Source organism: Limosilactobacillus antri DSM 16041, assembly GCF_000160835.1.
Taxonomy (GTDB): Bacteria; Bacillota; Bacilli; order Lactobacillales; family Lactobacillaceae; genus Limosilactobacillus; species Limosilactobacillus antri.
In genome coordinates this window covers 55,833-76,200 of the sequence record NZ_GG700734.1, presented here as the reverse complement: position 1 = coordinate 76,200, position 20,368 = coordinate 55,833, and the positions used below count along the sequence as shown (strand labels likewise).

The following is a 20,368-nucleotide window of genomic DNA, read 5'->3' as shown; positions in this document are numbered from 1 at the left end:
ATCTTTCGATGGGCAGCTAGTCTTGGGGAAGCACCGCAAAGATGACTGCACGTCGACGGTTGGGTCGCAATTCCTTTGTTACCATGGCTTGACGAATAAATGCTTAACCCGCTTGGCAGTATCGTGAAGCCATGGCGAAGTTCGCAGCTTTCGCTCTGCCTGGTGGTCAAGATAGTGGAAATACGGCATATAATACTTCCGTACTCCCCGCGTATTCCACTTATATACCGTCGTGTTAATTACCGGGAACTCCGCGCCGTACCGTGCAACCAGCTGACGGCCCGTCTGGACATAGCTCCAGTTCTCAGATGCCCCGTCAGAAACGTGACAAACCCGAGCCGGAACAACATAGTTTATCCGGCCAGCCAGTTCGGCACGCAGACACTCTTCAACTGCATAGAGGTGCCAGCCCTTAATATCAGAAAAGGGCTGTTGTTCCCAGGTACGCCGGTCCATTAAGAAAAAGCACTCGTCCACCGTCTGAACCGGGGTCGGCCGCTCAATCAAATCTCCTACCGCTTGGGGGACTGTTCCTTGCTTCATCGTGGTCAGGATATGGTAGGCGCCAAGATTGGCTGGAACTCCCGCGATCCCCACAATCCCACGGTTAGGTAGCTGCAAGGCCCGGTTAACAATGTCATCGAGACTCGTTTCGTCTGCAAAGCGGATGTCCGGGTGGAGAAAGATTAAGTATTTCCCAGTGGCCTTCGCCGCTGCTGCATTGTACGCCGCCCGGGCGGACTCGTATTGATGACGGTCGTTTTGAATTTTGATTAATTCATAATCAACGCCTTGTTGCGTTTGTAAATTCTGCTTGAACGCCTCGTAAACTGGTTCCTTGTTCACAATCGTAATCAGGGAAAAATCATGTTCACTCATCCTCGTTCTCCCCCCCTTTAATCAATTTTATTGCCAGGCAAGAAGGGCGCTTGTTTCCCTTCAATCCCCGCCATTCCATCCTTAAAGGCCCGATTATAAACCCTCATTGCGGGCCGGCGTTTCCCCTTAAATACCGGAGAAGATAATAGCTCAACATTTAACTTCAATTGGTGCCAGATAAAGTACAGGTTAAGCCATTTCCAGTCGGAATGCTGCTTTTTCATTAAAATTGCATTCCGGAATCCATAGTACGTTTTCCAATTGATTTCAACTAATCCATTGCTTTTCTTCGGCGTTTGGTGAACAACAACCGCCGAAGAGACATTAATGATGTTAGTCAAACTACGAACGCGCAGTGAATATTCAGTATCATCATAATAAATGAAGTACTCTTTATTGGGTAAACCGATCTTGCTTAAGATATCAACACTGATCACACAACCAACAAACGAGAAGGTATCGAGGACAAAGTTATGCCGGTATTCACTTTCGGGTACTTCTGTTTCTTTTAGCCAGCGCGGGTTGCTGATTCGCCGGCGATGGTCTGTCTGGATCGTTCCATCCTCATAACGGACCGTTCCGCAAAAAGCCCGGCAATCAGGACATTCTTCAGCAGCTTTTTCAATTTGCTCAAAGTAGTCTTGATTAAAAAAGGCATCATCATCCGAAAGCGATAAGTATTCAAATTCCTTGGCAAAACCCATCGCATACTTAATGCCATGGTAAAAGCCACCGGAGCCACCATAATTTTTGTCCATTCGTTGATAATCTACTAACGGATTATCCAGTATTCCTTCCCGCTTCAAGAGTTCGGGGGTTCCATCAGTAGAGCAGTTATCAATTAAAAAGATTTTCTGTGGTTTTCGGGTTTGCCCTAGTAAGCACCGCAAAGCTCCAATCAACTTGTCCTTACGGTTATAAGTCACAATTAACGAAGCATATTTCATAAAAGACTCCTACACTTAACTGACTGACACTAAAGCAACCGGCTCCAAGTTTCTTCAACAAAGCAGATTACTAATCCAACCATCGCACCAAGAGCTAGTCCAACGGCAACATATTTTTTAGCATGTGGCGTAGTCACCTTCTCAGCTTGGTCCTTCGTTGCCGGGGCCAGCAACCGGACTTGTCCTGCTCCTGGCTGAATCGACGGCAACTCCTTTTTCATTGCCTTAGCCATCGCGTTAACCGTTGCCACTGCGGCTGCTTTACTATCAGCTTTGGAATGCATCGTCAATATTAAAGACTGTTGCGAGATTTTACTGTCGACCGTCTCATTTATCTTTTCAGCTGTATACTTCTTCTTTAGGTTTTGCGGCAAATACTTGCGCGCCGCTTTTGCAATCATTATATCCTGAGAAATATTTTTATAAGTTGGCATCATCTGCTGATCATCCGAGTTAAAGTTATTATTTGACGCACTTTCCTCGTGGATACTATGAGAAATGACCATTGACCGTTCAGCGGTATAGTAAGTCGTTTGCCGATGCTTGGCTAAGCCATACATACCAGCACCGCCAATAAGCATTAAGCCCAATACTATCACAACGTATTTCACCATAATTTTTGACTTTCCGTTATTTGTCACCAGAAATACCTCCTAAAACTTTTGCCTTATTACTATTAATTGGTGATACAGCAATCAATGAAATCAAGAACGGATCATAACTGATATCGAAAAGGTGCTGTTCTACAATACAATGAATACTAATTAATAAAATCACCGCTGCTAAGATAAACTCATGCCGCAAGGTGGAACGGTAAGCAATTACCGTCATGAATACTACCAGTAAAACGCCAATTATTAGTCCATAAATAACTGCCAACCGGACATAGGAGGAGTCTAGGTAGAAATACTTAGCCTGCGGGTTATAGAATTGCTTTAAACCAGCAATTCCACCGTACCCATGCTCCACTAGGTGCTGGCCAAAAAGGGTAATCCCATACTTATCGATCGCTTGGTTGGAGAGCAACAGCCGGTTGGAAAGCAGCTTATTTACTGCCCGTAAAAGGCCATTGCTGCTCGTATACAGCCAGGAGAGCAGTAGGGTACCATAAGCAAGCAGCGGTGCCACCATCCAATAATATGAAGCAATCGCTCGTGAAACTTTTTCCCCGCGATAAGCGCGCTGCGCAACCCAAACTACTGGAATCGTGAATAGGATCAAAATAAAAGAATTTCGCGCCTGGGTCTGCCAATACACGGTAATATCTAGCAAGGCAATTATTGTAAACGAGCGCCAAGTTAAGCTATCAAACATTAAATAGTAGTAGGCTAAAATTAAATAAAAAACGTAGGCCGCCATATCGGTTGGGTAAATGATCCCTAGTGAGTGCCTGTGGAAGCCGTCACGGATATAGACTACATCACGAATGATATTAGCCTGTGAGATCAGCACGGTGCCCAGAAGCAAAATTCCGACAGTTCCAAAATACAATTTTACCAACTGACGAAAATCAACCTGCTTTGCCGCTAAAATTAAACTAATATATAGTAGCAAATCAACGTTTTTGGCTAACCGCCAGCTAATCAACGCCAATAAGTAGATGGCAGCCTTAGTTAGCCATTCTTTCCGGTCAACCTGGTCAATCCCAAAAATTTTAACAGCAAGCAATAGCACTGCAAGATAAAGGAACCGGTGTAAAGCCTTACTCGAAAGAATCGGATTAAAGTTACTTGAAATAAGAAATGATAAGACAACCGCATAGACAAATGTACAGTAATAAAGCCGTTTTCCGACAATCACTCGCTGATTAAAAGTTAAAGTTCCCATAGTTTTTTCTTAACCATTTCCCTATTTTTTCTCCTTGACGATATAAATCGGCCGCTTTTTTGTTTGCATATAGATCTTACCGATATAACGCCCTACAATTCCCAGGCAGAAGAGCTGGACGCCGCCGATAAAGAGCATAATACAAACTAGTGATGCCCAGCCGAAGGCACTGCCGTTGGGGGCAACAAAGTGGCGGATAATTACCGCAATGATGCCAATTACCGCCACAAAAGCGGAGAACCCGCCAATCCAGGTGGCAATTGCCAACGGTGCCTCGGAAAAATCGGTAATCCCATCGATTGCGTACTTAAACAGCTTCCACATCGACCAGTCAGTTGTCCCGGCCACCCGTTCGACATTCTTATAAGGCAGATACTTGGTCTTGAAGCCGACCCAGTTGAAGATCCCCTTAGAAAAGCGGTTGTACTCCTTTAGGGAAAGTACCGCGTCAACCATCTGCCGGGTCATCATCCGGTAGTCCCGGGCACCGGAAACAATCTTGGTGTCCGAAATTTTGTTGATAACGTTATAGAACTGGTTGCTAAGGAAGGACTTAAACTTTGCCTCCCCCTTGCGGTCCGTCCGCCGCATCCCCACGCAGTCGTACTCGCCCGACGAGATTTCCTGGTACATCTCCGGCAGGTATTCCGGCGGGTCCTGCAAGTCGGCGTCCATGACGACCACGTAATCCCCGGTCGCGGCTTCAAGGCCGGCATATAAGCCGGCCTCCTTGCCGAAGTTCCGGGAAAATGACACATAGTGAACCCGTGCTGGATCCTGGTCATGCAGCTTCCGCAATTCTGCTAAGGTCTGGTCAGATGAACCATCATTGACAAACCAGTATTCAGTTTCCACCGGCATTTGCCGAACCACTTTTTCGACCGCCGGATAAAATAGCGGAATGGCTTCCTGTTCATTGTAACAAGGAACCACAATCGACAGCTTTGCCACACTAAAACCTCCCTGAAAAATTAAGCGTGTCCAGTGATTTTACGAAGGATAAACTTGCCGCCCTTCTTAAACCAGTTGGTGTGCTCCATAAAGACGTACTTGACCTCAACGGTGGCGTACTGCGGGTGCTGGTCAAGCCAGACGTCAAGCAGGAGCTCGCTCAAGAAACCGTAAACTCGTTTTTCGTAGGTCGAGTAGTCGCTAATGTCCGTTTGTGCTTCCACTTCAGCCAGGACGTCGAACATCCAGGTGCAGTATTCGTCCAGCGGTTGCCGTTTCATCACGAACATATTAAACATGTGCGCCCAGGTCCGCTTCATGACCTTCTCAAAGGACGGCAAGTATTCCGGATACTTATCCGCAATCACCTGCCGCATCACCTCAAATGGTTCGTGGTGGTGGGCGTGCAGATAGTGCGACTCGTTGCTTTCAATAAAATAGCGACGCTTGGGCGGCAAAATAATATCATGGTCGGCCAACAAGCTCTCCGCCTGCTCCTTACTGAGGACACTGTCCAAACTCTTGCGGTGGTTCATACTTAGGTAGCGGCGGTAGTGAACCAGGCCCATCGCATCCAGGTCCAGGTTCTTCCAGCCCCAGTAAATAGCGGTCAGTTCATTATAGGTCGGGTTTTTAGCGGAGATATTATCCCCCGTATTGTCGCCCTTGAAGGTCTGGTTAACGTCCGGGTGGATCTCCTTACCGACAAAAACCGGCAAATAGAGTTCATCTTTCGGCATCGCGTAGTTCTTGTGTGCAGCCACTAATACTTTAACGTCCACTGTCGTACTCCTATCTCAGTTAGTATGCCCCGTTCGGCACAATCATTACTTTCACGGTTTCAAACATAATTTTCAGGTCCAGCCAGATTGACCGTTCCTGGATATAGGTTAAATCTAATTCGACCATCTCCGCAAAGTCAACGTCGTTCCGGCCGCCGACCTGCCACATGCCAGTGGCTCCCGGCTTAACCATCAGTCGTTGCTTATCATAAGCAGTATATTCGGCAACCTCACTGACTAGCGGCGGGCGGGGTCCGACAATACTCATCGAACCGCCAATTACGTTGATTAATTGCGGCAATTCGTCCAGGCTGTACTTGCGAATCACCCGGCCGACCTTCGTAATTCGGGGATCGTTCTTCATTTTAAACATAGCCCCGTCGATCTCGTTTTGGGCCTTGAGTTTGGCTAACAGCTCATCGGCGTTGGTCACCATTGACCGGAACTTAAACATCTTGAACTGTTTACCGTCCTTGCCGACCCGGGTCTGGGAATAAAAGACCGGCCCGTTGGGATCATCGACCTTGATGCAGATTGCAATCAGCAAGAAAACGGGACTCAACAAAACTACCGCAATCGTTGAAGCGACAACGTCAAATAAGCGCTTCACCGTCCGGTAGCCATACTGGTGATTCAATTTTTGTTCATTAATATGAATCTTTTTATTCTTCATTTTCTTTTCTCTTCTTAAGTTAGGTATCCCATTAATAATACCAGTATTCCCGCGCTTAGGAAAGACTTTCCTGGTTATCATCTAACCAGCCTTGAACGGCGTCGAGGTCGAAGCCCTTGCGAAACATCGCCTGTTTGAAGCGACGTTCACGGTCCATCCCCGTGTAGCGACGGTAGCGGCGCCAGACTTTCTCCGCCTGGGCAGCCAGCAGTTCGGCCTCCTGGTCCGGATCGGCTTCTGGAGTGACCGCTGCTTTGATCTGGTCATAGACCGCCCCCGAATAGCCCTTCATCATTAGCCCCTGCCGGACCTTCTGTTCCCGGCGGAACTCCGGCTGGTTGTGGTAGCGTTTGAAGAGCTTCCGGGCCAGTTTGCTGGCGTTCTCCAGTTGGTCGGCCAGCGGAAACTCCTGCAGGGCAGTTTCAATCTCATTTTCGCCGACCTTTTTCAGACGGAGCTGCTGGCGGATCACTCCCGGGCCCTTCAGCGTGGTCATCATCATCGTCCGGACATAGGACCGGGCATACTGCTGGTCATCAACCAGGTGCCGTTCCCGGAGCTTCGCCATGACTGGCGCAACGAATTCCTCCGGCGTCTCCAGCTCGCGCAGCTTTTTTAAAACTTCACTCTCACTGCGCATCTGGTAGGACAGGTAGTCCAAAATCTTTCCGTAAGCCTGCGCCTGCTGGTCCGCTGTCGTGATCTCCGCAATTTGGTCCTTATCCAGCTCCACGCCCCTCATCAGGCGGAACTTGACCAGGACGCTCTCCGCTACCGGGAAGGCATAGTGGCCATCTAGGTACACGTTATAGCGACCCTGCCGCTTCTGCGCCGTGATTTTTGAAATCTTCGCCATTTTAAAATTCCCCCTTCACTTTTGCCGTGCTCAGCCGTTTATGTAAGTGTAAGCAGTGATCACCACTTACCAAAATCAAACTAAAGGAGTGCTCACCATGAGTAACGAACGTCAATTCAAATCAGCTAAACTGCAGGTAACCCTCGCCGGGGCCAAGCATCCCAAGGGCGCTAGCCACATCTTGAATAACGCCAAGCAGGACTTGACCGCCGCCCAGGTTGCTTCCATCACCGCTGCTCTGGAAACCCTGACCGGTGAAAAATGCACGGGCGCCAACATCGTAACAACCGAACAATTCGCAATCGCACAGTAATCTGAATAAGAGAAAGGAAGTCGCCTAACTATGAAGACGCTCAACTTAACTTTCAAGGGTAGCCTCGGTAAGAAGCACCTCTTAAAGCTTAGCTACGCCAGTGAAAACCTCTCTGCCGAAACCGTCCGGCAAGCGATGGACCAGCTGTCCACCCTCAATGCCTTCACCAATAAGGACGGTGAAAACATTTACGCAACACCAGTTTCCGCCAAGTATGTCGACACGGTTTCCACCGTGCTCTTCAATGACGAGAAGCCAGCCGCATAATTCAAATTGAAGGAGTGGGCCCCAACTAGCTTGTCTAGTTCGGTGTCCGCTCCTTTATTTTTTCCGCCAGTGTTCCCGGTCAATCACCTGCCAGAAGTGCTCCCGTTCCTCCAGCACGCCTTCATGGGCTTCCTGGAGGGTGGCGTTCAGCACTGCCCCCAGCATGATTACATAGCCGGAGAGGTCGAGCCAAATCATCATTGCGATAAAGGCCCCAATTGTCTTGTAGGAAACCACGCTGTGGCGGAAGAAGACCGTGTAGTAGGAGAAGAGCCGGGAGAGACCCATCCACAGGAGGGCCGCCAGAAGGGCCCCGGTCGCCGCATAGCGCAAACGGACCTTGGCGTTGGGAACGAAGTAGTAGAGCAGGGTCAGGGCGATAAACAGCACCGCCAGGGCCACGGGCCAGCGCAACGAATTAAAGAGTGAGATGTAGCGCCGGTTAAACTGCAGGAACGGCTGGATGCTGTTAAGCACCTGCTCGCCAAACCCATAGAGCAGGACGATGACGAAGATCAGGATAATTACAACAATCATCCAGATAAAGGAGACCACCCGGTTAATGACCGGGTTTTGGTTGCGGGCCACGTCATAGGTCAGGTTGACCGACCGCTGGAAGGCCGCAATCCCCTGGCTGGTCGACCAGAGGGCAATCAGGGCCCCGGTCGTCAGCAGACCGCCACTCCCCCGCCGCAGGAAGTCGTAAATCAGCGGCTTGATAAAGACGTAGACTGAGGACGGGACGGCCGTCTGGAGGTAGCTGAGCACCGTATTGGCATCCAGACCGACCATCGGCAGTAGGTTTCCAATCACCAGAACTGCTGGGAAAATCGACAGCAGGGTGTAATAAGCGAGCATCGCCGCCGAACTCGAAATCTGGGCCATGGTAAAGTGGCGCATTAACAGCAGGACAAAGTTCTTAAATTTTCCCGGTTCGTTCTTCATGCCGTCCTCCCTTGAATAACATAGGGCTATTATAGCAAAAAGCCGGCCAAAAGAGCAGACCGGGATCTTGTCCAGATTAAAAAGGACCTGTGACAAATGTTTTGCCACAGGCCCTCGTTTTAGTTCCGAATATTTTAAAGATATCACGTGACCCCAGATAGGCTAGCCTTACAGTCCCTGACCGTGGGTTGGGTCACAGCTCCTATTACTTTGCAACCCTACCCTTTTTCACCGCAATCTGGTAGAAGACCAGGGCAACGATAGCGAAGAAGATTGGGCCCGCCAGTGTCCAGAAGGCGGTCTGGTAATCCTTTTCCGTCAACGGTTGGATAAAGGTAAACAGGATCCCGATAATCAAAATCAGTTCCACGAAGACCACCAGGACATTCGTCCAGAAGCGGTTCTTAAAGGCGACAAACGGCCGTACTAAGTTCTGCTTAGCCTTGAAGAAGGGAAAGGCCCCGATCAGGAAGATGTAAGGGAAGGTGGCAGACACGTTGGCCATGTCCGTCAGAATCAGGTAGAACTTCTGCGCGGCAGAACCACCAAAGGCCACCAGGAAGATAATCACACATACCACGATGGCCTGCAGCCACATGGCGTTGGCCGGCATGTTGGCCTTGTTGAGCTTGGTCAGCTTCTTCGGCCACAGGTTCGGGTTGGAGCCGAGGATAAAGGCCTTAATCGGCGAGTACATCAGGATAAACAGTGCCCCTAAGAAGCCGAGTGTCTGGGCCAGGGCCACGATCCGAGTCATCACCAGTCCAGAGGTCAGCGCCGCGGCGTGGGACCAGCCCAATGAATTCCCCAGGGCAATCCCCAAGTAGTTGAAGACGACGTAGGTAACGTTCCCCAGGTTGACGCTGCTCTTGGTCAGGTCCTGCTGGTAGTTGATTGACCAGCCGAGCATGAAAATCATCAGGACGTAGGTACCGATCGTAAAAATGCTGGCAATAATCAGGCCCTTCGGGAAGGTCTTTTCCGGGTTCTTCATGCTATCCGTAACGGAACCCAGTGACTCCATCCCCCCGTAAGCGAAGATGGCGTAAACCACGAAGGAAATGATTGCAATCGGCGTCTGGAACTGCGGGTTCGGTGAGGTGATGAAGGTGCTGGCGCCGTGAATTGGCTGGGCCAGGACCCCCTTCTTGGCAATCAGAACAATCACGCTGACGATCACGAAGATGACGTTAACGATAATCGTAAAGATTCCCCCGATCGAACCAACCTTGGCGATCGACTTGACACCCCGGGAGCTCAGGTAGGTGATGGTTAAAATCATCAGAATCCCCAGCACCCCGATAAACTGGGTGGAATCGAGGCCAAAGGCGTGCCACTGCTGGGTGGTGTCCTTGCCAAAAATCAACGCGGACAGGGTAATCCAAATCCGGGACGCGGTCGATACCATCCAGACAATCCAGGATGCCAGCCACACGAAAGTCCCCACAAAGGCGACCTGTTCGCCAACGGAACCGGCCAGCCAGGAGTAGATTCCCCCCTTGGCTTCCTTGAAGGTGGAACCGTATTCCGCCATCATCAGGCCGCATGGGAAGAAGAAACAGATCCCCGCCAGTGCGTACCAGATAATACTACCGTAGCCCATTTGCAGATAAGCGTTTGAAACGTTACCGAAACCAAAGATCGCGGTAATAATCATCGTTACCAGGCCAAAGGTAGTAATGATTTTTTTATTACTACTTTGCTCTTCCAAGTTCTAATGCCTCCAAATAATAAGTGCAGTGTTAATGAATATTCTTAGTATAATCGTCTTTTTGTATAATAAAACACTTTATTCGATATTCTAACCTAATTTTAATATAAATATTCACATTATGAGGAAACTTTATACATATAATAATGATTTTGGGCCTTTGCAATGGCAATTAATCGCATAAAGATACATTAGCCCTGTGCATAAAAAAGGCCGGTGCGGAAATTTCCTCCCGACCAGCCTTTCAATAGTCGCTTATTGATTCACTTCACCTGCCGCATTGGGCTTTTGCAGCTTGACCCCGGCGACCTTGAGGGTGTCATAGCCAAAGGCCACTGAGCCGTCGATGTCATCACCCGGGAAATAAATCGGTAGACTAGTATCATCATCCCCGGTTTCCGGATTCGTATACTGGGCAACCCACTTGTACTCGGTCTTATAACGGTACTTGCGGTGGTGCTTTTTATGGTGTTTCTTTTTCACCTTTACTTGAACAGCTTCGTAGTCGTAAGCGCGGGTATCGGCCTGATCCCAGTTAATGTGCAGCTTACCATTCTTATTAACGTGCCACATCCCCACGGTTCGGTAGTTCCCGGTCTTGCTATTATTGTAAGCCGTCTCGTTATCATCCCGCCAGTAGGGGTTGACATTAACGCCAAGCGTGCCGTCCGAATTGAATTTCAGGTAAACGTTCGAGTATTCCTGCGGGTAACCCTTATCATGGTCCGGAATTTGGTTGCAGAAGTTATCATCCGTATCACTCGTATCGTCACCCGGGCGGTTCTTAAAGTAGGAATAACAATAAATCTTGCCGTTTAAATGGTCCTTTACAAAGGCTTGACCAAGCTGGCCGCCGGAGAAGGAAAAGCCGTGGGCACTGGCAAAATTAACTCCCCCGATTACTAATAACAGCACTTCTGCGATCCCGACAATCATAATCCGCTGCTGCTTCTTGCCCTTAACCAGCAGCCAAACCAGCCCCGCCAGGGCCACTCCTAAAATAAGGTAGCTAGGAATAACGATACCCGTAATCTGGTTAGTTAAACTGCGCCCCACCTTATTGTAGGCATCAACCAATGATGGTTCCTGCTGGTTTAAAATCGCGTGGTAGTCCTGGTTAACAATCACAATAAAAATTGCACTGGTCAGCGCTACAATCACCGCGAGGACCAGTCCCGCGTACCATTTCCAATCCTGCCTTTTAACCGGGTGCAGGCCCAGCCCCCGCAAGTCAAAATGCTTCGTCATTTCTTGGCGCCGGCGCGGCCGGGTTGCCGGCAACTCCTGTCCACAATGCGGGCAAAAGCGGGCCCCCGGTTTATAATTTCTCCCACAATGGGGACACCTTCCTAATTTCATTGGTCCTCCTTATTGTTGATATAATTTCCCGTATTGAAAGACCGCCTGCTGGTTGGCGCGGCTAGTGATCGTCACTAAGTAGCCCTTGTGAGAGTGACTAGGATCCAAATCATCGTCAGTCTGATTCGTCCGGTAGCCAACCGCATAGTTGCCATTCCCCAACCGCTGGCTAATCTTTGCCTGGATTAAATTCAGTTGCGAGTCGTATTGATACTGTCCTGGGTCGTCATCATCAAGTGCATAGTGCTTAAAGCCTAAGTGGACAGGATCTTCTTTAGTTAGTTTCTGCTTACCTTCAATCACAGAAGGCTCATGATAACTAGGTTTATACGTACCTTCTTTCATCCCCACGTACTTTTCAATACTGCGGTAGGTTAACCGGCCATTGTCTAGCTTCAGGTCACCTAATTCCGTATCGCCTAAGTTATAGATTGTCGCATAAAATTCATTATTCTCGTAGAAGAAGCGGTAGGCATAGGTCACTTTCGTGCTACGGTCAAGCCGGTCAACGGTCTGGTTATCCGGGGTGACTAACCAGACAAGATCACGATCTTCCTTCGTCACGCTTAACCGGTGCTGATTATAGCTGGAACAGGCCAGCCAGCTAATGGCGACGACGATCGTCCCGAGAATAAGGGCAATCCCAATTTGCCGCCAGAATCGTTGCCGGTGTCCCTGATAGCTAACCGGTTTGACAAGTTGGGCCTGCGGGGCAACGTACTTCGTGCCAAACTTGGGACAGAAACTCTGGTCCGCTTTTAGCGGGTGACCACAGTGGAAACATTTTTTCATTTGGCACCAGCCTCCCCTTTCTCAACCACAAACCGCGTCCATAATATGACGTAGAAGTAGGTAAAAAATGACGCAGCCATTAAGATAAAGATTGCAATCACAATTGGCCACGCGTTATTCATCCGGCTCCCCAATGAGAGGTAAATCACTTGGAGCAGAATGGCAACCACTAGCAAACAGCCGGCCATCTCACGGGGCTGCTTTCCCAACCGTTGCGGGTTGCTCCACCATTCCGCAGCCATAATCAGGACCATCGTCAGAATCACTCCCGCCGCCTGGTAGATATTTGCCATGCGCAGGCCGATGCCACCAACCAGGACAAAGAGGGCCAAATAAAACCGCCAGCTCAGCCTGCGGCCATGCTCATGGGTCAAAAGGCGCCAATCACTTCCGCCGCTTAAGCTAAGGTTCCGGCCTAAAAACGGTGCACCAACCAAAACAAGTGCGACGATCAAGAATACGACAATCCCCAGAAGTAGGGCAGCCAGAAGCAGGACGGCGACCACGGTCATCCCGGCCACTGCCCAGCGCAATTGCCGGATCTGCCTTCCTGCCGCCGGTTTGCTAGTGACAAAGATCGCCGTGAAATAGGCTAATACAAAAATTACACTAGCAATGAAATAGCAGAACAGGCTAACAACCATGATCGTGCTACTACTGATACTGTATTCCCCAGCAAACAGTACACTGGCCAGCGAGCCGGCCACCAATAGCAGCGCCATTCCGATAACCGTCTGTCCGATTCCCGTTCGTCGGTGGTTGAAGCCCCGAATAATCCCCGTAATTAACGTGAAAACTCCCGGAATAGCAGCACAGGCAATGATTATCAGCAGCGTCATTACCGGATCAATAATTGTAGACGGAACCAACGTGGTCAAAGTATCAACGTTGACTGCGATTCCGGCTGCCACTCCCCCAACCAAGGTTAGGTAAAAGCCCAGCCAAAACTGCCGGGTAATTTCAAACGCCTTAGCCGGCTTTGCCTGCTCGACCTTAGCTCCGCAGTGCGGACAAAAAGCGGCGCCAGGGTTGAGCTTGGTACCGCAATTACTACAAAACTTCATTTTTCTTCCTTCCTATTTTTGCCGGCTTGAAACGGCATTAACCAAAATCCCGATAACGTATAGTCCAATGGCCAGCCACGGAATAATTTGCACCAGGTGGGCCAGGTTCTCTAGGTCGCTCAGGGAGGTATCGCCGGAAAGGGTTGCGACAGCTGTCCGGCCCGCAACTTCGGCCGCATTTGCAAAAACATATGAATAGGCAAGTCCGTAGCCTGCTGCCAGGAGGACCCCCAAAGTTTTCAGGACTCCGCCGCCAAGATGGTGCGTGGCTCCCTTAATAATCCCACCGATAACCGCGGGAACCCCGACCAGCAGCATAACGAACCCCCAAAGATTCAGGTAGGCTGCGCTGTTTAAGCCCCCGCTTTGCAGGACGGAAAGCCCCTGGCTAAGGAAACTCCCTGCCTCATCCCTAGTCATAAAGTACATGATTGCGCCGAGGACCGTCGCAATGATGCCGAAAATTGCTTCCCCGTTCCATGAAAAGCCGGCAGACTGGGAAAGAGCGGCATTCGCTGCTTGGGCAGTCGTACTTGCTTTCCGCGGCGCTGGATCTGGTGTCCCCTGCGGCTGAGCAGGCGCTTCCTCCTCAGCCGGTTCCTGGGCGGGCTGGCCATTACGAAGTGACCGGTACATCCCCGCCGCAGAGTTGCGAATCTTGTTGAGCTGTTCCTCATCCCGCAGGTAATTATCTACGGCTTCGTCCCACTTAAACCGTTGCTCATTTGAAAGCAGCGGAAAGAGGTAGACCATCAAGACAAAAATAATCAGCAGGTACCAGCGGAGGGCTGGCAGAAGAACAGCCAGGAGGTAAAAGAGGAACATCGTCAGGGCGTTATCCTTCACAAATTGTAAAACCTGGTTAAAATGCGCCCGGGTAAAGGCTAACCGGGCAAAAACGTTCACCTTGCTATTCCGCCGCTCATCCTTTAGACGGCTCTCCAAGGCAGCATACTGCTTTTGCAGGCGCTCATGTTCCACCGAAGATACCGTTGTCGGTTGGGCCGGCGCCTCCTTGGCGGTCTCCTGCTCCTGACGTGCTGGCTGTGGCTCACCTGGCGCCCGTTTTTCATCTGACGCCGGCGCACTGGCGACCAGTGCCCCACACCGTTCACAAAACTTTTGCTCAGACCGTAACTTGGCCCCGCACTTTTCACAAAAATTCATCTAACTCTCTCTTTCTGTCTGTCGCTTACTGGTTATCGATTGTCGCGTGAATATCCTGCGCCTTGGCCTTAATATCGCTAACCGCGTGGTGACTGTTAACGTAGTTGATAATGTCATGCAGGTTAACGGTCAGCAGGGGATCCTTATCCTTGTTCTGGTTAACAGTGGTGACGTGGTAGTAGCTTACCGTCCCATCGGCACCAACGGTATAGGTCGGAGTATCGCCTCCTGCCATATTGGAAGGGTGCAGGCTCCAGCAAACGCCCCGCCCTGGGTCAGATAGGTGCTCGGTATTGTTGCTTTGAAAGAGGTCAATCCCATTGGCATTGTAAATGCTGTGCCAGTCATTCTGGTCGCTGAGTTTGTCCTTGGCATAGTACATAATAGCGGCCGCCGTCTGCATCGGCGTGATCGTGTTATAGTCCAACTGGTCAGCGTCAGCGCTGGTCGACGACGAACTCGTGCTGGCTGCCGACGAGGATGATGCACTGCTCTGTTGCGCCGCCGCTTTTGTACTCGTCTCTTGGCTGCTGTCGACGGCCGGTTTGCTAAGGGTGCGCCCAGCAAAATAGGCCCCAACCAGCACCAATACGACAGCGACAACTGTAATAACAACGTTCTTAGTTTTCATAGCTCCTCCTAGTCAAGTTTGATGTTTCCAGCAAGCTGGTTAACCTGGTCCATAGCGTGGTGGTCAATGACGTACTGTTCAATCTCATTTAACGAAACGGTGTCGTCGGGATCAATGCTGTCGGCACCGGGACCCAGCCGGTAGTAATAGACCGTCTGTCCATCGGTTCCCATGACGTAGCCGGTCGCACCACCGAAAAATGCCCCCGTAGGATAATAAGCGTGCATCGTCCCGTCGCCCTGCTCAGTAGCCTCGTCCGGCAAACTATTAGCGGTCACCTTAGTAGACTTAGCCAACGCATCACGGTAGAGTTCACCCCAGAAGCGGTTGGATTCATTTTCCTTGGCATAGTACAGAATGGCGGCCGCTTTCTGCTGATCGTTAAAGGTCGGCCGGCTCGCCAAGCTGCTAATGCTACGGTTTTTCTTACTAATGGTCCTGGCCGGCTTCTCGCTAGTCGATGCCGAATTGCTGCTACTTCCCTGCATTCCTAGCACAAAGGCAATGGCGGCCAGGAGGATGATAATCACGCCGGCTAAGATTAGCGGGACCTTCTTCCCCGGCTTCTTGCCGTTCCCGTTTGGTAATGATGGTGCCGGCTGGTGGTTAGTGTCCGGTTGGCCCGTCGCTTCGATTTGCTTTTCTGGTGCCACCCGCTCTTCTTCATTCGCAGAATGATCTAGTTTGCTCCCACAGTACGGGCAAAAGTCTGCCGTTGCTGAAACCTTCTTGCCACAGTTCGGGCAAAACATCTTAATTCCCCCAATCAATTTTAATAAACACGCCCCCTAGTTTACTAAAATCCCCGGTCCCCAAGTTGCATTAAACTGCTCCAGCGTGCATTCAGCGTAATTTTTTCACCAAAAAAGCGGCAGCCCACTAAATCAATAGTGAACTGCCGCTTAATTACAGCGAGTTATTTAAATTCTTCCGCAATTTCCCGGGAAATTTTAGCGTAATGTTCCAGGTACTTGGCGTAATTATCATTGTACATGTACTTGGCATCGGCTTCGGGGTCCTGGGAGGTCAAAATCTTCGGCCCATCATCGGTTACCACCAGGGTGTGTTCGTACTGGCAGGACCAGCTGCCATCAGCGGTCTTCGCCAGCCAACCACTCGGGTCGCTGGTGTCCGCTTCCCAGGTCCCGGTGTTGATCATCGGTTCGACGGTGATGGTCATCCCCTTCTTCAAGCGGAGGCCCTGACCATGTTCACCGTAGTGCGGCACCATCGGGTCTTCGTGCATCGTCGGCTGGATTCCGTGACCGACAAACTCGCGGACGTCACCGTAGCCATTTTCGTCTTCCGTGTAGTGCTGGATCACCGCACCGATGTCCCCGATCCGGTTGCCGGGAACACACTGGTCGATTCCCATGAAGAGCGCCTGCTTGGTTACGTCCATCAGCTTTTGAATTTCCGGCTTGACCTCGCCGACTGCGTACGACCAGCAGGAATCACTGAAGAATCCATCAACGCTGACCACCGTGTCGACTTTGACGAGGTCCCCCTTCTTCAGGGTCAGGTTCTTGCGGGGGAAGCCGTGGCAAATCTCATCATTGATGCTGACGCAGGTCGCGTACTTGTAGCCCTCAAAGCCGATCTGTTCGGCTTTGGCTCCCGCAGCCTTAAAGTATTTGCGGGCAAACTCTTCAATCTTCCAGCTTGAGATGCCCGGCTTGATAAATTCCCGAATTCCCAGGTGCATCGCTGCTAAAGCGGCCCCGGCCTTTTCCATCGCGTCAATTTCGCGTGGCGACTTTAATGTAATCATTCTCGGATCTCCTTTTTGACATTCTACCTTTAATAGTATACCACTTGTCCCCACCATTGCCCCAAACCATGCTATACTTGTATGGATTAATAATTTGGAGGCACACGTAATGAAAGCACTCGTAGTTTACGCAACCATCACTGGAAATAACGAAGACGTTGCCGACCTGGTGACCGAATCATTAGAAGACCGGGACGTGGACGTCGAAATGACTGAAATCTCCCTCGCCGACCCCGCGGACTTTGAGGACGTCGACATCTGCGTCGTCTGCCCATACACCTACGACGAGGGCGCCCTGCCGGATGAGGGTATGGACTTTTACGAGGACCTGCAGGAAGAGGAACTGGACGGCAAGGTCTACGGCGTGGCGGGCTCTGGTGATACCTTCTACGGCGATGACTTCTGCAAGGCCGTCGACGAATTCGGCAAGGTCCTGGCGGCTACCGGCGCTACTAAGGGCAGTGAAAACGTCCACGTCAACCTGGCACCCGCTGAAGACGACGTTAAGAAACTGGATCAGTTTGCCGCAGAATTAGTTCAGAAAGCGCAGGCGCTCAATGATTAAGCAGCTCTGGGAAAAGTACAAGCACATCATCGCCTACCTCTTCTGGGGTGTGGTCACCACGGTCGTTAACCTGGCCGTCTTTCAAATTCTGAGTTCCGGGATTCACTGGAATTACGAAGTAGCAACGGTTATCGCCTGGTTCGTATCCGTGCTGGTGGCCTACTTCACCAACAAGGTGTGGGTCTTCGGCTCCCACTACACCACGGTCAGTGACTTCCTGGTCGAATTGCTGCGCTTCTTCTTCTACCGGGCCCTAACCCTGGTGATCGATATTATCATCACCTTTATCGGGATTTCCGTCCTTGGCTTCAAGGATCCAATGGGCCAGTTCATCGTCAAGGTCATTGATAACGTGATCGTAATCGTCGCCAACTACGTCTTCTCGAAGTGGCTGATTTTCAAGGATAACAAGCAGATTGAGGATCAATAAACAATAAGCACGAACCATTCTCCAGTGGAGGCTAAATGGTTCGTGCTTATTGTTGTCTATGGTCGGCGATTTAGCGTTTCCCTGCTCGACGGTTTGTTACCACCAGGCCCAGCATCGCCATTACCGTCATCAAAGCTAAAGAAAGCAAGCTCTTTCCCTGGTCAACGCCAGTTTGCGGAAGCTGGTTGTTGGCTAGTGCCTTATCCGTTACCAGCCGTGAACCAGCCGGATTGGCACCCGACCCCGCTCCGTTTTTAACCGGGGCGGCCAGCGGAGAGGAGTTCTTCGAGGCAGTTGCCAGTTCAGTACCTGGATTTCCAAGGTCAGCGCGATCGCTTGGCGTCAGCTGTGACTGCTTAGTCTGGCCAGTGTACTGCTCATCTCCCAGGACATGCAGTGCCATTCCGAGGGTCTTGGTAGAACCATCGGGGAACGCAACTACCACGCCCTCCTGGTGGTTACCTGGCTGGGCCACATCAGCCATAAGTTGTTGTGGTGCCGCCCAGCTCGTCTTAATCCCTGCAGGAACAACAGCCAGGCTCGTCCCGCCCTGACTGCTTTCCGCCGTGGTCGGATTAGCAATCACCGGCGTTGTTAACTCCTCTGCATGGTTTTGACGAATAGTCTGGTCATTAATCGTCACCAGCTCGCCATATGTCTGGGCCTCAGTGGTCGTCTGAACGACATCCTGACTATTGGCGGTGGTTCCCCCAACGGTTGCCGCTGCGTAGACCGGAGTTGCTGTGACCAGCGTTCCCGCCAATCCTAGTGCGGACACCGCTACAGTTGTAATCAAAGTTGTCTTCAGCTTATTTTTCAGCATCAATTTTCCTCCCCCTAATTTAAAGCGTCCTTATTATAGCACAAGAGTGATTAAGTCCCTGAACAATTCGTTAAACGAAAACAGCAGCATGATGGTTCCATCAGGCCGCTGCTACTTTTGGCTTAGGTACTTTTTAATGATCCGCAGAATCCGCTGGCTGGCCTGTCCATCCCCAAACGGATTTTCTGCCGCAGCCATCTGCCGGTAAACCCGGTGGTTATTCAGGAGTTCAAAGACCGCCTGCTGGATACTCGTCGGGTCCTTGCCGACGATTTTAACGGCACCACCTTCCACCGCCTCCTGCCGCTCCGTCTTTTCCCGCAGCAGGAGGACTGGTTTGTGCAGGGCCGGCGCCTCCTCCTGCACACTGCCCGAGTCGGTAATAATCAGCGCACTGCGCGCCGCCAGGTTGAGAAAGCTGCGGTGATCGAGGGGCTCAATCAGGTGGATCCGGTCGTTATTGCCCAGAATTTTCTCCGCCATCGCCAGGACGTCGGGGTGGGGCATCACCGGGTAGATCAAGTCCACGTCGGGGTTGGTTTCCACAATATCCCTCATCGTGTGGAACACCTGACGCATCGGTTCGCCAACGCTCTCGGGGCGTGCCATCGTCAGGAGGAGTAAGCGCTGGTCCGCCGGGATTTGACTAAGGATGGGGCTGGTAAACTCTTCCTGCAATGAGTCTTTTACCATGTCGATCGCCGTGTTCCCGGTTACGTAAATCTGCTTGGCCGGGTGGTGCTCCGCCAGGAGGTTGTCCCGAGCCCGGGTCGTCGGGGCAAAGTACAAGTCGGCCAGGTCATCGGTCAGCCGGCGGTGCATTTCATCCGGAAATGGTGACGCCTTATCATAAGTCCTGAGGCCCGCCTCCACGTGACCAATCGGCAGGTGGTGGTAAAAACCGACCAGGCTCGCCGCCAAGCTGGTAACCGCGTCCCCCACCACCAGCAGCAAGTCCGGCTGACCGGCGTCGACAACGTTGTTCAAGTTATGCAGCAAGCCGCTGAGTTCCTCCACCGCGGCCCCCTTCTGCCCGTTAGTCTGCGCCAGGTCAAAATCTGGGGTGACCTGGAGATACTTCAGCGTCTGGTTTAAGACCCCCTGCTGGGCCTGCTGCGGAGCCACGACAATTACCGGCTGCCAGGTGTCCGGAGCGGTCCGCATTGCCTTAATCAGCGGCGCTAGTTTCAACGCCTCCGCCCGGGTCCCAAACAACAGCATAATTCGATACGGCGCCTGCACACTTCTCACCCCTTTTAAGCAATAATTGCTATTATTGTACACCAAATCACCCCGCATTTTTAACCCAACCGCCTAATCCAGCCCCGGCGGTCGGCCGAAGATGCGCCAGCAGGCCGCTTACCAAATCGCGCGGTACGCAAATAGCCATCAAAGCTCGGGAAAGCCGAACTCTGATGGCCAACATTTGGACGCCTGAAAGACTAGCGCCGCGTCAACGGGGCATCTAGTTGAAACCCACACTATCAATGATCCCATCCGGGCTTGAACCGGAATCGACCGCTTAGGAGGCGGATGCACTATCCAATTATGCTATGGGACCAGACAAAGAATATTATCGCATTATCCATTTCGGAGGTAAAGCGGTAATATCCTT

At 51.0% G+C, this 20,368-nt stretch carries 23 protein-coding genes and 1 tRNA gene; 4 read left to right on the top strand and 20 right to left on the bottom strand.

Annotated features, from left to right (window positions below):
• Positions 1 to 78: 78 nt before the first annotated feature.
• Genes HMPREF0494_RS07885 through recX form a run of 8 tightly spaced genes read right to left on the bottom strand, consistent with a single transcriptional unit; the run spans position 79 to position 6,915 of the window.
• Complete coding sequence (locus HMPREF0494_RS07885) at positions 79 to 879, bottom strand: glycosyltransferase (protein ID WP_007124425.1); 801 nt, start codon at positions 877 to 879, stop codon at positions 79 to 81.
• 17 nt (positions 880 to 896) lie between these two features.
• Positions 897 to 1,826 carry a glycosyltransferase family 2 protein gene (locus tag HMPREF0494_RS07880; RefSeq protein ID WP_007124424.1) on the bottom strand — a complete coding sequence of 310 codons (930 nt, stop codon included), beginning with the start codon at positions 1,824 to 1,826 and terminating at the stop codon, positions 897 to 899.
• Between the two features lie 29 nt (positions 1,827 to 1,855).
• The gene (locus tag HMPREF0494_RS07875) at positions 1,856 to 2,467 is read right to left on the bottom strand and encodes a YveK family protein (protein WP_050759657.1); all 612 of its coding nucleotides are present in this window, start codon (positions 2,465 to 2,467) and stop codon (positions 1,856 to 1,858) included.
• Positions 2,457 to 3,653 (bottom strand): hypothetical protein, encoded by a 1,197-nt coding sequence (locus HMPREF0494_RS07870; RefSeq protein ID WP_007124422.1) that lies wholly within the window; start codon positions 3,651 to 3,653, stop codon positions 2,457 to 2,459. Before HMPREF0494_RS07870 ends, HMPREF0494_RS07875 begins: the two co-directional genes overlap by 11 nt.
• 21 nt (positions 3,654 to 3,674) lie before the next feature.
• Entirely contained in the window at positions 3,675 to 4,604 is a 930-nt protein-coding gene (locus HMPREF0494_RS07865) for a glycosyltransferase family 2 protein (RefSeq protein ID WP_007124421.1), read from the bottom strand.
• Between the two features lie 20 nt (positions 4,605 to 4,624).
• Positions 4,625 to 5,386: a DUF4422 domain-containing protein gene (locus HMPREF0494_RS07860; RefSeq protein WP_007124420.1), complete on the bottom strand. Its 762-nt coding sequence runs from the start codon at positions 5,384 to 5,386 to the stop codon at positions 4,625 to 4,627.
• 19 nt (positions 5,387 to 5,405) lie between these two features.
• Positions 5,406 to 6,059 carry a sugar transferase gene (locus HMPREF0494_RS07855; RefSeq protein ID WP_040458955.1) on the bottom strand — a complete coding sequence of 218 codons (654 nt, stop codon included), beginning with the start codon at positions 6,057 to 6,059 and terminating at the stop codon, positions 5,406 to 5,408.
• 55 nt (positions 6,060 to 6,114) lie between these two features.
• Positions 6,115 to 6,915 (bottom strand): recombination regulator RecX, encoded by an 801-nt coding sequence (gene recX / locus HMPREF0494_RS07850; protein ID WP_007124418.1) that lies wholly within the window; start codon positions 6,913 to 6,915, stop codon positions 6,115 to 6,117.
• A gap of 97 nt (positions 6,916 to 7,012) precedes the next feature.
• On the opposite strand from recX, the gene HMPREF0494_RS07845 reads away from it, so the two are divergent.
• Together HMPREF0494_RS07845 and HMPREF0494_RS07840 are read left to right on the top strand one after the other, a co-directional pair.
• Positions 7,013 to 7,228, top strand: coding sequence for a DUF1659 domain-containing protein (locus HMPREF0494_RS07845; RefSeq protein WP_040458954.1), 216 nt, complete (start codon positions 7,013 to 7,015; stop codon positions 7,226 to 7,228).
• A gap of 30 nt (positions 7,229 to 7,258) precedes the next feature.
• Positions 7,259 to 7,495, top strand: coding sequence for a DUF2922 domain-containing protein (locus HMPREF0494_RS07840; RefSeq protein WP_007124416.1), 237 nt, complete (start codon positions 7,259 to 7,261; stop codon positions 7,493 to 7,495).
• Between the two features lie 54 nt (positions 7,496 to 7,549).
• Here HMPREF0494_RS07840 and HMPREF0494_RS07835 read toward each other — a convergent pair whose 3' ends face one another.
• The 9 genes from HMPREF0494_RS07835 to map all read right to left on the bottom strand — a co-directional run bounded on the left by HMPREF0494_RS07835 (position 7,550) and on the right by map (position 16,935).
• Positions 7,550 to 8,440 (bottom strand): YihY/virulence factor BrkB family protein, encoded by an 891-nt coding sequence (locus HMPREF0494_RS07835; protein ID WP_040458953.1) that lies wholly within the window; start codon positions 8,438 to 8,440, stop codon positions 7,550 to 7,552.
• A 205-nt stretch (positions 8,441 to 8,645) separates the two neighbouring features.
• Complete coding sequence (gene yjeM / locus HMPREF0494_RS07830) at positions 8,646 to 10,151, bottom strand: glutamate/gamma-aminobutyrate family transporter YjeM (protein WP_007124414.1); 1,506 nt, start codon at positions 10,149 to 10,151, stop codon at positions 8,646 to 8,648.
• 255 nt (positions 10,152 to 10,406) lie between these two features.
• Positions 10,407 to 11,510, bottom strand: a complete 1,104-nt coding sequence (locus tag HMPREF0494_RS07825; RefSeq protein ID WP_040458952.1) for a zinc ribbon domain-containing protein — start codon at positions 11,508 to 11,510, stop codon at positions 10,407 to 10,409.
• 9 nt (positions 11,511 to 11,519) lie between these two features.
• Entirely contained in the window at positions 11,520 to 12,302 is a 783-nt protein-coding gene (locus HMPREF0494_RS07820; protein ID WP_007124412.1) for a zinc ribbon domain-containing protein, read from the bottom strand.
• The gene (locus HMPREF0494_RS07815) at positions 12,299 to 13,366 is read right to left on the bottom strand and encodes a zinc ribbon domain-containing protein (RefSeq protein ID WP_007124411.1); all 1,068 of its coding nucleotides are present in this window, start codon (positions 13,364 to 13,366) and stop codon (positions 12,299 to 12,301) included. Before HMPREF0494_RS07815 ends, HMPREF0494_RS07820 begins: the two co-directional genes overlap by 4 nt.
• Positions 13,367 to 13,378: 12 nt before the next feature.
• Positions 13,379 to 14,533: a zinc ribbon domain-containing protein gene (locus HMPREF0494_RS07810; protein WP_007124410.1), complete on the bottom strand. Its 1,155-nt coding sequence runs from the start codon at positions 14,531 to 14,533 to the stop codon at positions 13,379 to 13,381.
• A gap of 25 nt (positions 14,534 to 14,558) precedes the next feature.
• Positions 14,559 to 15,164, bottom strand: coding sequence for a hypothetical protein (locus tag HMPREF0494_RS07805; RefSeq protein WP_007124409.1), 606 nt, complete (start codon positions 15,162 to 15,164; stop codon positions 14,559 to 14,561).
• Between the two features lie 8 nt (positions 15,165 to 15,172).
• Positions 15,173 to 15,934 carry a zinc-ribbon domain-containing protein gene (locus HMPREF0494_RS07800; protein WP_225430216.1) on the bottom strand — a complete coding sequence of 254 codons (762 nt, stop codon included), beginning with the start codon at positions 15,932 to 15,934 and terminating at the stop codon, positions 15,173 to 15,175.
• A 146-nt stretch (positions 15,935 to 16,080) separates the two neighbouring features.
• Positions 16,081 to 16,935 carry a type I methionyl aminopeptidase gene (map, locus tag HMPREF0494_RS07795; protein WP_040458951.1) on the bottom strand — a complete coding sequence of 285 codons (855 nt, stop codon included), beginning with the start codon at positions 16,933 to 16,935 and terminating at the stop codon, positions 16,081 to 16,083.
• A 109-nt stretch (positions 16,936 to 17,044) separates the two neighbouring features.
• On the opposite strand from map, the gene HMPREF0494_RS07790 reads away from it, so the two are divergent.
• A complete protein-coding gene (locus tag HMPREF0494_RS07790) occupies positions 17,045 to 17,500 on the top strand; it encodes a flavodoxin (RefSeq protein ID WP_007124406.1) in 456 nt (151 codons plus the stop codon).
• Positions 17,493 to 17,930: a GtrA family protein gene (locus HMPREF0494_RS07785; RefSeq protein WP_007124405.1), complete on the top strand. Its 438-nt coding sequence runs from the start codon at positions 17,493 to 17,495 to the stop codon at positions 17,928 to 17,930. The genes HMPREF0494_RS07790 and HMPREF0494_RS07785 overlap by 8 nt, the downstream gene beginning before the upstream one ends.
• 70 nt (positions 17,931 to 18,000) lie before the next feature.
• Here the strand turns inward: HMPREF0494_RS07785 and HMPREF0494_RS07780 are convergent, their stop codons facing one another.
• The 3 genes from HMPREF0494_RS07780 to HMPREF0494_RS07770 all read right to left on the bottom strand — a co-directional run bounded on the left by HMPREF0494_RS07780 (position 18,001) and on the right by HMPREF0494_RS07770 (position 20,314).
• Positions 18,001 to 18,753, bottom strand: a complete 753-nt coding sequence (locus tag HMPREF0494_RS07780; RefSeq protein ID WP_007124404.1) for a Rib/alpha-like domain-containing protein — start codon at positions 18,751 to 18,753, stop codon at positions 18,001 to 18,003.
• 111 nt (positions 18,754 to 18,864) lie between these two features.
• Positions 18,865 to 19,995 carry a non-hydrolyzing UDP-N-acetylglucosamine 2-epimerase gene (gene wecB, locus HMPREF0494_RS07775; protein ID WP_040458950.1) on the bottom strand — a complete coding sequence of 377 codons (1,131 nt, stop codon included), beginning with the start codon at positions 19,993 to 19,995 and terminating at the stop codon, positions 18,865 to 18,867.
• A 246-nt stretch (positions 19,996 to 20,241) separates the two neighbouring features.
• A tRNA-Arg gene (locus HMPREF0494_RS07770) sits at positions 20,242 to 20,314 on the bottom strand.
• Positions 20,315 to 20,368 lie beyond the last annotated feature (54 nt).